A 12,551-nucleotide genomic window follows, 5' to 3' on the forward strand; every position below is an offset into this window, starting at 1 on the left:
CCAGTGCAGCATTGGCCCCCGCCCCCTTCGGCAATAGCACTTCCATAAAGCTCGGTTGTCCGGTCTGCTTCACTGCCATCGCGATCTCCCAAGGCCACGTCTCAGAGAATCACAATCGCCGAATTACGCAACAGGCCCCTAGTGGGAGAGGGTCGCGCCGAAGGCGCGGGGTGAGGGGTTTGTCTCCGCGGAGACAGACCCCTCATCCGTCGCGCATCTGTCGATGCGCGCCACCTTCTCCCACAAGGGGAGAAGGGAAAGAAACGACCGTCGCTGAGTTGCGGCGTCCGAGCAGCAGTTGTTCGGCTTCCGTAACGATCCGTTCGACGATCTCGGCGGCCGGTGGGATATCATGGATCAGCCCGACCGACTCGCCGGCAAAGACCACGGCGATGTCGAAATTGCCGGCGGCTCTGGCCGCGAAATATTCCGCGGACACCTTCCCGACCTTCTGCATCAGTTCCACCTCGTGGCCGGTCCAGCGCCGCACATGCTCGTTGATCAAAGTGCGGCCGGTGAACGGCGCCGGCCAGAAGATGTTGCGTGACCAGTCGGGCACGACACCGCGCACGGTCTCGCCGGCATTCGCTGAACAGATGCGCCGCTTGGCTTCATCGGCCCCATCAGCCTCGATGCTGGCATAGAAGCGCGTTCCCATCAGCACGCCGGAGGCGCCGAGCATCATCATGGCCGCCAGCCCGCGCCCGTCGGCAATGCCGCCGGCGGCAACCACCGGCACGCGGCCGGCGCAAAGGTCGATGATCGCAGGCACGATGTCGAGCGTGGTGCGCGAAGCGCCGTGACCTCCCGCCTCCGTGCCTTGCGCGATCAGGATGTCGGCGCCGGCATCCAGCGCCTGCTTCGCCATGTCCTCGCTCTGCACCTGGCAGATCAGCAGCACACCGGCGTCTCTGATGCGTGGCGCAAAGGCCGTGGGATCGCCGAACGAGAGCATGATCGCGCGCGGCTTTGCCGCCAGCGCGATGTCGAGAAGCACGGGCTGCTTCGCCATGCTCCAGGTGATGAAGCCGATGCCGAAGGGCTTTGCGAAATCCTTCAGCTTTGCGGTCTCCGCTTCCAGCCACTCCCGGTCGCCATAGCCGCCACCGAGAATGCCGAAACCACCGGCTTCGGTCACCGCTCCCACAAGCCGCGATCCTGCGAGCGCGGCCATCGGCGCCAGCAGGATCGGATGCTTGATCCCCAGCAGCGCGGTCAGCGGCGTTGTGATCGGCATAAACCTCTCCTCATCTGGACAGCGAGCTTAGGCCGGACTACCATTCTCAAAAAATGAATACTTGAGAATGCTGCCATCTCTAAATCAAAACGGAGATATACGGTGGAACTGACCGACCTCCTGACCTTCTCGGCCGTCGCCCGCACCGGCGGTATCACCCGTGCCGCCGAGGAGCTCAACACCGTGCAGTCCAACGTGACTCAACGGGTAAAGGCGCTGGAAGCCGAAATCGGCACCGCGCTTTTCGAGCGGCACAGCCGCGGGATGACGCTGACCGGCGCCGGAAGGCGCCTGCTCCCCTACGCGCAGCGGATGACCGCATTGTCGCGCGAAGCGGTGCTGGCTGCACGCGACGATGGCGAGCCGAAGGGTCCGCTCGCCATCGGATCGATGGAGACGACCGCAGCCGTGCGCCTGCCCGCCTTGCTCGCCGATTTCCATCGCCGCTTCCCCGCCGTGCAGCTCAGCCTGCGCACGGCCACCACCGCCGACCTCGTCGCCGCCGTGCTCGACGGCAGTCTCGATGGCGCCTTCGTCGCCGGTCCGATCGAGCACGCGGACCTCACCTCGATTGTCGCCTTCCGCGAAGAGCTGGTGCTGGTCACGGCCGGGCACGTGAAGGATCTCGCGGCACTGCGCGCGGCGACGCCGGAGTCCGGTCCGACCGCGCTGGTGTTCCGCACCGGCTGCACCTACCGCCAGCGCCTGGAGCAAACCATGACCGAGCTCGGCTGGCCGTCGGCCACGCGCTTCGAGCTCGGCACGCTCGACGGCATGATCGGCTGTGTCGCTGCCGGCATGGGCGTCACGCTGCTGCCGCGCGCCGTGGTGGGTCGAAACGACAGCGTCAGGATCCACGCGCTCGGGGCAGCACAATCGCGGGTGGAGACACTGTTCATTACACGGCGCGCCGCGCATGATTACAGCGCGCTACGCGGCTTCGTTTCCTGCCTGAACAAGCAGGATGCCGACATCGCGGCCTGACGCGCGGCCGTCGCCTTCCGCATAGCGAAATTCGTTCGCCACACTTTCGTAACAATGCGGCGATGCGGCTTCGCACACGCAAATGCGCGGCGTTGCGCCGCTCCGTCGGAATCTTCTGGCCGTTCGCCGCTACCACGTTAGTATGTGGCACTTTCTGCCAACAACCAAAACGTCAACTCTTGGGAGGACTGCGATGCGTCAGGCACTCGTATTGTGCTGCTCTGTTGCCTTGTTGGGATCGGTCGGCGCGGCCAGCGCGCAAGACTGGACGAAATCGAAATGGGGCCCGGACGACGAGATCGGCGCCGCCAACTACATGAAGCCGGAGCTCGTCGTCAAAGCCGCGCAGCTCGTGAAGACCGGCAAGACTTACGCGCTCGGGTTTCCCGTAGACTCAAAGATGCCCGCCTATCCGCCCCGCGCCTTCAAGATCACCGTGGTGCAGCCGGGCCAGGCCGGCATCCCGGGCCTCGGACCGAGCAAGACCACCTACAATGACGACATCATCGAGGGCTGGGTCGGCGTCGGCAGCCAGCTCGACGGCCTCGGCCATATCGGCGTCGAGCATGTCTATTACAACGGCAACAAGCTCGCCGACTTCGCCGATCCCACCGGGCTGAAGAAGCTCGGCGTCGAGAAAATTCCGCCGATGGTTACGCGCGGCGTGCTGCTCGACATGGCCGCCCATTTCGGCACCGACATCGTCAAGGAAGGCACCGCCTTCAACGTCAAGGAAATCGAGGAAGTCGCCAAGAAGCAGGGCGTCGAAATCCGCCAGGGCGACGTCGTGCTGTTCCATACCGGTTGGGCCAGCTTGATCGGCAAGGACGACAAGCGCTTCAACTCGGGCGAACCAGGCCTCGGCGTCGAAGGCGCGAAATACCTGACTGGCAAGGGCGTTGTTGCCGTCGGCGCCGACACCTGGGGTGTCGAGGTCATTCCGTTCGAGAGCAAGAACGTCTTCGAGGTGCACCAGATCCTGTTGCCGATGAACGGCACCTACATCATGGAAGTGCTGAATACGGCCGATCTCGCCAAGGACAAGGCCTATGAGTTCCTGTTCGTGCTCGGCCAGCCGCGCTTCAAGGGCGGCGTGCAGAGCATGATCAACCCGGTCGCGATCCGGTAAGGACCGTCTCGAAAAGCGGCATGGCGTCCGAGGGGATGCCATGCCGCACTCCATCTTTCTGCCCTGCAGCGCCCGTGTTATGCGCTCTTCATGCCCGCCCCCATCCTTCCGCTGATCGAAGCCGCCGGCCGCTGGCCGGAGCGCGGCGCGCTGATCGGCCTCGATCTCGGCACCAAGACCATCGGCGTTGCCGTGTCCGATCCGGACCGGCGACTTGCCACGGGCGTCGAGACCATCCAGCGCAAGGCATTCAAGGCGGATGCGGCGCGGCTGCTGGCGCTCGCCGCCGAGCGCAGCGTCACCGGCTTCGTGCTGGGACTTCCGATCAACATGGACGGCAGCGAGGGCCCGCGCGCGCAATCGACGCGCGCCTTTGCCCGCAACCTCGCCGGCCTTACCGAACTGCCGATCGGCCTCTGGGACGAGCGGCTCTCGACCGCGGCGGTGGAGCGCGAACTGATCGGCATGGATGTCAGCCGGGCCAAACGCGCCGGGGTAATCGACGAGCACGCCGCGATCTTCATCCTGCAGGGCGCGCTCGACCGGCTGAAGACGCTGCGCGGGGACCGCTGATGGCGGTCGTGATCTCGGCGCTATTGCCGGTGTTCCTGCTGATCGTGCTCGGCTTCATCCTTAGGCGTAGCCTGATGCGGCTGGACACGCAATGGCACGGGCTGGAGCGGTTGACCTATTACGTGTTGTTTCCGATGCTGTTGATCCAGACCCTGGTGAAGGCCGATCTCTCCAGCGTGCCGGTCGCCGGCGTCGGCGGCGCGCTGCTGCTGTCGGCGCTTCTGATGTCGCTGCTGTGCCTGGCGCTGCGGCCGATGTTCTCGCGGCTGGCCATCGATGGTCCGGCCTTCACCTCGATCTTCCAGGGCGCGACGCGCTGGCAGACCTTTGTGGCGCTGGCAGTCGCCGGCAATCTCCATGGCGAGACCGGACTGGCGCTGGCGTCCGTCGCCATGGTCGCCATCATCCCGCTGGTCAACGTGTTCAGCGTCTCCGTGCTGGCACATTACGCCTCGCCCGAGAAACAGTCGGTCCGCGCCATCGTGATGACCGTTGTGAAGAATCCGCTGATCTGGGCCTGCGCAATCGGGCTTGCCGTCAACGTTGCGCAACTGCCCCTGCCGAAGGTCTGGCACGACGTTGCCGAAGCGCTCGGTCGCTCCTCGCTCGGCATCGGTCTGCTCGTCACCGGCGCGGGCCTGCATCTCGAAGGCCTGTTCCGGCCGCGCCTCGCCGCTTCCATCGCGGTATTCCTCAAGCTGATCCTGATGCCGGTGCTCGCCATCGCGCTGGCGCTCTGGTTCGGCATATCAGGCCCGGGTCTCGTGATCGTTGCCGTCTGCTCGGCGGTGCCCACATCGTCCTCCGCCTATGTGCTGGCGCGTCAGATGGGCGGCGACGCGCCTCTGCTGGCGCAGGTCATCACGCTGCAGACGATTTTGGCTGCGATCACGATGCCGATCGTGATCGCGCTGGTGACGTGAACATCAACTGGTCAGAAAGATCGTCTGCAGCGTCGCCGCGAGATTGTTCAGGCCGTGCAGCACGATGGTCAGCAGGGTCGAGCCGGTGCGGTAGCGGATGTAGCCGAACAGCAGGCCAATGGAAAACACCTCGCCAAAGAAGAACCAGTCATATTGCATGTGCAGCGAAGTCCATGCGATCGACGACAGCAGGACGGCGCCGGCAGGCTTGAGGAAGGACTCCGACCAGCCGCGATAGAGAAAACCGCGCGCGAACAGCTCTTCCGATATCGGCGCGGCGATGCAGAAGGCGATCACCAGCAGCCACAGCGCGCCGTCGGCCTGCGCGGATTTCAGCACGTCGCCCATGAATCCGGGCGTGATCTCGCGCCCAAGCGCGCGCGACAGCAGGTCCCAGCATCCGACCAGCACCACGAGGGACACGACGCCGAGCGCGGCATTCTTCCAGGTCGTCCAGCGCAGCGCGAGATAATCGGCAAACGGCGTACGCGACGGCCTGATGGCGATCCAGCAGGCGGCGGCGACGGCTGGCAGGCCCATGATGACCGACAGCGATATCGTCAACCCGCCCCCGACCGCGCGGATGGTGGAGACGATATCCGCCTCCCCTTCCTGCCGAAGCACGAACCAGGCGATGACCGCGAGCTGGCCGGCAAACATCGCGCCGAAGATGAACAGCCCCCACAGCGTGGTGCCCCAGAATTTCCAGATTCTTGGCGGGCGCGCAGTGCCCGCCACCAATGGCGGAGGAATTTGGGAGCTGAGAGAATCCATCAAGCGATTTCCGGTTTCGCCACTCGTCATGCCCGGGCTTGTCCCGGGCATCCACGTCTTTGATGGCATATGGTTAGAAAGTCGTGGATAGCCGGAACAATTGCGTCAAGACGCGCTACGGCGCTCTTGCCCGGCCATGGCGGCAGTATCGTTACGGCAGCACCCGTTCCAGCAGCCGCCGGACGTCGTCGTTGGGAAGCTCGGTGGCCCCGTACATGCCGCCGTGATTTCCGGCAAGGCGGGTGTCGGCGAACAATTCCGCACTGCGCGGCGCGACGGCATTGAGCGCGGCGGCTGCCGCCAGCAGCGCAAGCTTCTCCACCGCAACCCGCGCGACGCGCTCGCCATCCGGACGACGAAACGCCTTGGCGATGAAGCCGGCGGCTTCCGCCGCGCCGGGCAATCCCCTGCTCTCTCCGGCAAGTTGCTGCAGCACTGCGACCGCCGCGTCCGTCTCGCGCGACAGGGCGCGGAGCACATCGAGGCACATGACGTTGCCCGAACCTTCCCAGATCGCGTTGACCGGGCTCTCCCGGTAATGCCGCGCCAAGATGCCTTCCTCGACATAGCCATTACCGCCGAGGCACTCCATCGCCTCGTACAGAAAGCCCGGCGCGCTCTTGCAGACCCAGTATTTGATCGCAGGCGTCAGCAGGCGCATGTAGGCAGCCTCGCCGGCGTCGTCAGGCGCGCGGTCGAAGGCGCGGCAGAGCCGCATGACAAGCGCGACCGACGCCTCCACATGCAGCGCCATGTCCGACAGCACCGCCTGCATCAGCGGCTGGTCGGCGAGATGTTTCTGGAACACGCTGCGGTGTCTGGCGTGGTTCAGCGCGTGCGCCAGCCCCGAGCGCATCAGCCCGGCCGAGGCAATCGCGCAATCCTGGCGCGTCAGCTGCACCATCTGGATGATGGTACGGATGCCCCTGCCTTCGTCGCCGACGCGCTCGGCATAGGCGCCGTGGAATTCCACCTCGCTCGACGCATTGGAGCGGTTGCCGAGCTTGTCCTTCAGGCGCTGGAAATGAATGGCGTTGATCGAGCCGTCCGGCGCAAAGCGCGGCATCAGGAAACAGCTCAGCCCTTCCTCGGCCTGCGCCAGCACCAGGAAGGCGTCGCACATCGGCGCCGACATGAACCATTTGTGGCCGGTGATGCGATAGCCGTCGGCGGCGCGTTCGGCACGCGTCATGTTGGAACGCACGTCGGTGCCGCCCTGCTTCTCCGTCATGCCCATGCCGAGCGTCATGCCGCGCTTGGTCCACCACGGCGCGAAGGCCGGGTCGTAGGAGCGCGTCGACAGCACCGGCATCACCTTCGCAAGCAAATCGGGCTGCACAGCCAGCGCAGCGACGGAGGCGCGCGTCATGGTGATCGGGCAGAGATGCCCGGTCTCGACTTGCGAGGCGATATAGAATTTTGCCGCGCGCACCACTTCCGATGCGCCGCCGGCGGGCGCACCTTTCGCGGTCCAGGTGGAATTGTGCACGCCGGCGTGCGCGCTAGCCGCCATCAGCTCGTGATAGGCCGGGTGAAACTCGACCTCGTCGCGGCGGTTGCCGCGGGAATCGAAGGTGCGCAGCTTCGGCGTGTTCTCGTTCGCCACACGCCCGCGCTCGGCCATTGCGGCCGAACCCCAACGCTTGCCGAAGTCCGACAATTCCTTCACGGCCACGGCGCCGCCATTGGCCGCCACAGCGTCAACCAGCGGACGATCGACGCCGAAGAGATCGACGTCCCAGTATGGCGGCGACTGGTTGAAGACCTCGTGGGTCTGGAACGATGGCTTGGTCATGGCCGGTCCTGTCAGGGGCGACGCGGTAGGATGGGAAAATCATAGGCTTCGCCGCCCGCGCCCGGCAGCGAAAAGTGCCACCACTCCCGGAAATAGTTCACGAAGCCCTGCTTGCGCATCGCGGCCACCAGCGCCGTGCGCCATTTGCGCTGCTCCGGCGTTATCAGGGACGACGCCGTGTTCGCCTTCACGTCGGAGCAGTCATAGCCCGTGCCCATGTCGATGCTGCCTTCAGGCGCGCGGGATTCCACCGGAGCGGTGCAGTCCGCATAAACCTTAGCAGGATCGAACTTGGCGGAATTGTCCGCGGTCAAATCGACCAGCGTCAGGTCGAGCGCACTTCCGGTCGAATGGCCGGAATAGGCCGCGATATAGCCGAGGCGGAACAGGTCGGCCTTGCGGAGCTTGGGGTTGTAGCGCCGCTCGGCCGGCGTCTCCTTGCCGTTGCGAGACCACCTCACCATGTCGGCGCTGGCCCGCGCCGGGCGATAACAGTCGAACATTTTCAGCGACAGTTTTTGCTTCGCCAGCTCCTGCTGAACACTCTTCAGCCGCAGCCCCACCTCGCGCTTTACCACGCATTCGCCGGCCTGGTAGCCGGCAAGCGGTTGGCCGACGAAGTTGTTGGATGTGGCGTAGCGGATGTCCTGCATGATGGTGGGATCGACGTCCCGCAGATAGACAAAGCCGCCGGGCAGGCTTTGCGCGTTGGCCGCCGCGACGCCCAGTGCCGTTCCCACAAGCACGACCGCCAAGAACTGCTTCATCGTCTGCATCCAGCCACTCCCCGCGCGCCAATTGCGGCACCGATACGGCACCCCTTTTACCCTGTCTGTTTACCCCGTCCGCGACAGACCGGGGGATAACTCGGCCATGCCGGATTCCCGCTTGCCCCGCCCCCCGTCCGCGCCTATAGCTCTCGCTTTAATGACCTCCCTATCGAAATCGACTTTCGTCCTCGGTCACCGGCATCTGCTGGGAATCGAGGGGCTTTCCGCTGCCGATATCACCGGCCTGCTCGACCTTTCCGAGGAATATGTCGAGCTCAACCGCCAGGTGGACAAGAAGCGCACCTCGCTTCGCGGACGAACCCAGATCAACCTGTTCTTCGAAGCCTCGACCCGCACCCAATCCTCGTTCGAGATCGCCGGAAAACGGCTGGGCGCCGACGTCATGAACATGTCGGTGTCGTCGTCCTCCATGCGCAAGGGTGAGACGCTGATCGACACCGCGGCCACACTCAACGCCATGCATCCGGACATCCTGGTGGTCCGTCACCATGCCTCCGGCGCGGTGGAACTGCTGGCGCGCAAGGTCGACGGTTCCGTGATCAATGCCGGCGACGGCTCCCACGAGCATCCGACACAGGCGCTGCTGGATGCGCTGACCATCCGCCGCAACAAGGGAAGGATCGAGGGGCTCGTCGTCGCGATCTGCGGCGACGTCATGCACTCGCGCGTCGCCCGCTCCAACATCCTGCTGCTCAACACCATGGGCGCCCGGGTTCGCGTGGTCGCGCCTTCCACGCTGCTGCCGCAGGGCATCGAGCGGATGGGCGTTGAAGTGGCGCGCGACATGCGCGAGGGCCTCGACGGCGCCGACATCGTGATGATGCTGCGGCTGCAGCGCGAGCGCATGAACGGCTCGTTCGTGCCCTCCACCGGCGAGTACTTTCACTATTTCGGGCTGGACCAGAAGAAGCTGGCCTATGCCAAGCCGGACGCGCTGGTGATGCATCCCGGGCCGATGAACCGTGGCGTCGAAATCGACTCCGCGGTGGCCGACGGCGCACAGTCGCTGATCCGGGAACAAGTGGAAATGGGAGTGGCGGTGCGGATGGCGGTGCTGGAAGCGCTCGCCCGCAACCTGCCGAACGCGTGAAAACATGCTGACCGATCGCCGCCCGATCCTGCTTGCGAATGCCCGCGTCGTCGATCCCTCGCGCGATTTCGACGGCCCCGGCGACGTGCTCATTGCCGATGGCGTGATCCGCGACTCCCGTCGCGGCATCGGCGCTGCCGGCGTCCCTGAAGGCACCGACATCATCAATTGCTCCGGCAAGGTCGTGGCCCCCGGCCTGGTCGACATGCGCGCCTTCGTCGGCGAGCCCGGCGCGAGCCATCGCGAGACCTTTGCTTCCGCCAGCCAGGCGGCAGCCGCCGGCGGCATCACCACCATCATCTGCCAGCCCGACACGTCACCGGTCATCGACAATTCCGCGACCGTCGACTTCGTACTGCGCCGCGCCCGCGACACCGCCATCGTCAACATCCATCCGATGGCGGCGCTGACCAAGGGCATGCGCGGCGAGGAGATGACCGAGATCGGCCTGTTGAAGGCCGCGGGCGCCGTGGCGTTCACCGACTGTGACAAGAGCGTCACCAATGCGCAGGTGATGCGCCGGGCGCTGACCTATGCTCGCGACTTCGACGCGCTGATTGTGCACCACACCGAGGATCCCGACCTCGTCGGCGAGGGCGTGATGCATGAGGGCGAGTTCGCCACGCGGCTCGGCCTGGTCGGCATCCCCTATGCGGCCGAGTCGGTCATGCTGGAGCGCGACATGCGCCTGGCCGCGCTCACCGGCGGCCGCTATCACGCGGCGTCGCTGACCTCGATCGAGTCGCTCGAAATCCTCAAGCGCGCCCGCGATGCCGGCACCGGCGTCAGCGCTTCCGTGTCGATCAATCACGTCACGCTGAACGAGAACGACATCGGGCCGTACCGCACGTTCCTGAAACTGTCGCCGCCGCTGCGCACCGAACAGGATCGCCACGCGCTGGTCGCCGCCCTCTCCTCGGGCCTCATCGACGTCATCATGTCCGATCACAACCCGCAGGACGTCGAGGTGAAGCGGCTGCCGTTTGCCGAGGCCGCTTACGGCGCAGTCGGCCTGCAGACCATGCTGCCGGCGGCTTTGCGCCTGATCCATAACGGCGATCTCGATTTCAAGACGCTGATACGCGCGATGTCGACCCGTCCGGCCGAACTGCTGGGGCTGCCCGGCGGTTCCCTGCGCGCAGGCTCGCCTGCCGATGTCATCGTGATCGACCCGGATACGCCCTGGGTGCTCGACCCGGCCGACCTCAAATCGCAGTGCAAGAATACGCCGTTCGACGAAGCCCGCTTCTCCGGTCGCGTCGTGCGTACTATTGTCGGCGGCCGTACCGTCTACGAGCACGTCTGATAGACCGCCGAGGGAGCGTCGCCGATGGGAGCCGAAACCTTCCTGCCTGTCGCCTTTGTCGTCGGCTATCTGCTGGGCTCGATTCCGTTCGGGATGATCCTGACAAGGCTTGCCGGCACGGAGGATCTGCGCTCGATCGGTTCCGGCAATATCGGCGCCACCAACGTGCTGCGGACCGGCAAGAAGGGCCTCGCGGCGGCGACGCTGCTCGGCGACATGCTGAAGGGCACGGCGGCCGTCATCATTGCCGGCACTCTCTGGGGACCGAACGCCGCCATGATGGCAGGCCTCGGCGCCTTTCTCGGCCACCTCTATCCGGTCTGGCTCAAATTCAAGGGCGGCAAGGGCATTGCGACCTATATCGGCGTTCTGCTCGGCCTGTTCTGGCCGGCGGCGGCGATGTTTGGCGCGATCTGGCTCGTGACCGCCTTCACCACTCGCTACTCGTCGCTGTCGGCGTTGGTGGCATGCTTTGCCACGCCGATCTTCCTGTGGCTGTTCGGCCATCCGGCGCTTGCTTCGTTGTTCGCCGTGCTGACGCTGCTCTCGTTCTGGACCCACCGCGAAAACATCAAGCGGTTGCAGGCAGGCACCGAAGGCAAGATCGGGCAGAAGTAGCTAGCGTTTTAGCGCCTGCTCGACAAAGCGCGCCGCGGCGAGTGCTTTCCCATCACTGCCGTACGGCGCGATCAACTGCACGCCGACGGGCAGATTGCCATCCGCCACAAGCGTCGGGATATTGACGCAGGGCGTGCCCAACAGGGTCCAGAGCCGGTTGAGGCGTGGATCGCCGGTGGAATCCAGCCCCTTCGGCGGCGCACCGGGGGCCGAATAGGTCAGGAGCACATCGACCTGCTCGAATACCGCGCCGAGCGCTGCACGCGCCTGCGCAGCGATCGCCAGCGCTTCATCATATTCGGCCGGCGCGATGTCGCGGGTCTCGTCGAGCCGGCCGCGCAAGATCGGAGGCATCTCGTCGTAACGCTCGCGATACTCCCAGGCGAGCGCCTGGTGCGCTTCGAACTGCTGCACCGTCGTGTGGATACGCCAGGCGTCGGCAAAAACCTGCGGCAGAGGGAGCGCGCGCACGCCGGCGCCGGCAAGCTCGGCCTTGCGGGCTGCCAGTTGCAATGCCTCGATGCTCGCCGCCTCGACCTCGCCGGCAAAATCCTGCGTCACCACGCCGATGCGCGGCGCCGCCGGTAACGCCGGCAGCAGCAGTTCCGGCCGCCCGGTGATGGCGGAAAGTCCGCACGCGAGATCCTCGATACCGGCCGCGAACAGCCCGACCGTGTCGAGCGTCCACGAAAAGCACTTCACGCCCACCGTCGGCAGAAGGCGATAGCTCGGCTTGATCGCGGCGGCGCCGCAATAAGACGCCGGCCGGATCACCGAGCCGCCGGTTTGGGTGCCGAGCGCCAGCGGGATCATGCCGGCGCCGACGGAAGCGGCCGAGCCCGACGACGATCCGCCCGGCGTATGCGCGCGGTTGTGCGGATTGAGCGTCGCGGTCGGATCGGTGGCGGCAAAGGCCGTGGTCGTGGTCTTGCCGATGATGGTCGCGCCCGCCCGCCTGAGCATCGCCACCACAGGCGCATCCGCGCGCGGGCGATGGCCGCGATAGATCGGCGACCCCATCTCGGTCGGAAAATCCGCGGTGTCGATGATGTCCTTGATCCCGACGGCAATGCCGCGCAGCGGCCCCTGCCCGGCGGCGCGCGCTTCCGGATCGTGGCAGACGAAGGCGCCGATCGCCTTGTCCTGCGCTGCGATCGCCTGCACCGACCGCGCAACCGCGGCCTCGGCGGCGAGCTCACCCCTGGCGATACGGCGCTGCAAATCGGCGAGTGAGACCATGCCTGCTCTCCCGGCGTCGGTTTTACGAAGGCAGGGCGTAGGGAGCAAGCGAAGGGCAGCCCTTGATCGCACCTTCCGGTTGCGCGAAGCTG

At 65.7% G+C, this 12,551-nt stretch carries 12 protein-coding genes; 7 read left to right on the forward strand and 5 right to left on the reverse strand.

The window, feature by feature from the left end; all coding sequences use genetic code 11:
* Nucleotides 1–202: 202 nt before the first annotated feature.
* Nucleotides 203–1,237, reverse strand: coding sequence for a nitronate monooxygenase (locus HZB49_RS02025; protein ID WP_291608772.1), 1,035 nt, complete (start codon nucleotides 1,235–1,237; stop codon nucleotides 203–205).
* Between the two features lie 102 nt (nucleotides 1,238–1,339).
* Between HZB49_RS02025 and HZB49_RS02030 the strand changes: the two genes are divergently transcribed.
* The 4 genes from HZB49_RS02030 to HZB49_RS02045 all read left to right on the forward strand — a co-directional run bounded on the left by HZB49_RS02030 (nucleotide 1,340) and on the right by HZB49_RS02045 (nucleotide 4,846).
* Entirely contained in the window at nucleotides 1,340–2,221 is an 882-nt protein-coding gene (locus HZB49_RS02030) for a LysR family transcriptional regulator (protein WP_291608773.1), read from the forward strand.
* Nucleotides 2,222–2,414: 193 nt separating this feature from the next.
* A complete protein-coding gene (locus HZB49_RS02035) occupies nucleotides 2,415–3,350 on the forward strand; it encodes a cyclase family protein (RefSeq protein ID WP_291608774.1) in 936 nt (311 codons plus the stop codon).
* Between the two features lie 90 nt (nucleotides 3,351–3,440).
* Entirely contained in the window at nucleotides 3,441–3,923 is a 483-nt protein-coding gene (ruvX, locus tag HZB49_RS02040; protein WP_291608775.1) for a Holliday junction resolvase RuvX, read from the forward strand.
* A complete protein-coding gene (locus HZB49_RS02045) occupies nucleotides 3,923–4,846 on the forward strand; it encodes an AEC family transporter (RefSeq protein WP_291608776.1) in 924 nt (307 codons plus the stop codon). The genes ruvX and HZB49_RS02045 overlap by 1 nt, the downstream gene beginning before the upstream one ends.
* Before the next feature lie 3 nt (nucleotides 4,847–4,849).
* On the opposite strand, the gene HZB49_RS02050 is transcribed toward HZB49_RS02045, so the two are convergent.
* The 3 genes from HZB49_RS02050 to HZB49_RS02060 form a co-directional block, all read right to left on the reverse strand.
* Nucleotides 4,850–5,620: a CPBP family intramembrane glutamic endopeptidase gene (locus tag HZB49_RS02050; protein ID WP_291608777.1), complete on the reverse strand. Its 771-nt coding sequence runs from the start codon at nucleotides 5,618–5,620 to the stop codon at nucleotides 4,850–4,852.
* 151 nt (nucleotides 5,621–5,771) lie between these two features.
* On the reverse strand, nucleotides 5,772–7,415 hold the full coding sequence (locus tag HZB49_RS02055; protein ID WP_291608778.1) for an acyl-CoA dehydrogenase family protein: 1,644 nt from the start codon (nucleotides 7,413–7,415) through the stop codon (nucleotides 5,772–5,774).
* 11 nt (nucleotides 7,416–7,426) lie between these two features.
* The gene (locus HZB49_RS02060) at nucleotides 7,427–8,182 is read right to left on the reverse strand and encodes a M15 family metallopeptidase (protein WP_291609092.1); all 756 of its coding nucleotides are present in this window, start codon (nucleotides 8,180–8,182) and stop codon (nucleotides 7,427–7,429) included.
* A gap of 160 nt (nucleotides 8,183–8,342) precedes the next feature.
* On the opposite strand from HZB49_RS02060, the gene HZB49_RS02065 reads away from it, so the two are divergent.
* The 3 genes from HZB49_RS02065 to plsY are packed head-to-tail and all read left to right on the forward strand — an operon-like array spanning nucleotide 8,343 to nucleotide 11,220.
* Nucleotides 8,343–9,296, forward strand: coding sequence for an aspartate carbamoyltransferase catalytic subunit (locus tag HZB49_RS02065; protein WP_291608779.1), 954 nt, complete (start codon nucleotides 8,343–8,345; stop codon nucleotides 9,294–9,296).
* A 4-nt stretch (nucleotides 9,297–9,300) separates the two neighbouring features.
* Complete coding sequence (locus HZB49_RS02070) at nucleotides 9,301–10,602, forward strand: dihydroorotase (protein WP_291608780.1); 1,302 nt, start codon at nucleotides 9,301–9,303, stop codon at nucleotides 10,600–10,602.
* A 24-nt stretch (nucleotides 10,603–10,626) separates the two neighbouring features.
* Nucleotides 10,627–11,220: a glycerol-3-phosphate 1-O-acyltransferase PlsY gene (gene plsY, locus HZB49_RS02075; protein WP_291608781.1), complete on the forward strand. Its 594-nt coding sequence runs from the start codon at nucleotides 10,627–10,629 to the stop codon at nucleotides 11,218–11,220.
* Here the strand turns inward: plsY and HZB49_RS02080 are convergent, their stop codons facing one another.
* Nucleotides 11,221–12,459, reverse strand: coding sequence for an amidase (locus HZB49_RS02080; protein WP_291608782.1), 1,239 nt, complete (start codon nucleotides 12,457–12,459; stop codon nucleotides 11,221–11,223).
* Nucleotides 12,460–12,551 lie beyond the last annotated feature (92 nt).

This window comes from Bradyrhizobium sp. (genome assembly GCF_016219575.1).
In the GTDB taxonomy this organism is placed as follows: Bacteria; Pseudomonadota; Alphaproteobacteria; order Rhizobiales; family Xanthobacteraceae; genus Bradyrhizobium.

Coding starts and splice junctions, on each gene's coding strand:
- HZB49_RS02035 (WP_291608774.1), top strand. CDS start 2,415: ATGCGTCAGGCACTCGTATTGTGCTGCTCTGTTGCCTTGTTGGGATCG.
- ruvX (WP_291608775.1), top strand. CDS start 3,441: ATGCCCGCCCCCATCCTTCCGCTGATCGAAGCCGCCGGCCGCTGGCCG.
- HZB49_RS02025 (WP_291608772.1), bottom strand. CDS start 1,237: ATGCCGATCACAACGCCGCTGACCGCGCTGCTGGGGATCAAGCATCCG.
- HZB49_RS02060 (WP_291609092.1), bottom strand. CDS start 8,182: ATGAAGCAGTTCTTGGCGGTCGTGCTTGTGGGAACGGCACTGGGCGTC.
- HZB49_RS02050 (WP_291608777.1), bottom strand. CDS start 5,620: ATGGATTCTCTCAGCTCCCAAATTCCTCCGCCATTGGTGGCGGGCACT.
- HZB49_RS02055 (WP_291608778.1), bottom strand. CDS start 7,415: ATGACCAAGCCATCGTTCCAGACCCACGAGGTCTTCAACCAGTCGCCG.
- HZB49_RS02080 (WP_291608782.1), bottom strand. CDS start 12,459: ATGGTCTCACTCGCCGATTTGCAGCGCCGTATCGCCAGGGGTGAGCTC.
- HZB49_RS02070 (WP_291608780.1), top strand. CDS start 9,301: ATGCTGACCGATCGCCGCCCGATCCTGCTTGCGAATGCCCGCGTCGTC.
- HZB49_RS02045 (WP_291608776.1), top strand. CDS start 3,923: ATGGCGGTCGTGATCTCGGCGCTATTGCCGGTGTTCCTGCTGATCGTG.
- plsY (WP_291608781.1), top strand. CDS start 10,627: ATGGGAGCCGAAACCTTCCTGCCTGTCGCCTTTGTCGTCGGCTATCTG.
- HZB49_RS02065 (WP_291608779.1), top strand. CDS start 8,343: ATGACCTCCCTATCGAAATCGACTTTCGTCCTCGGTCACCGGCATCTG.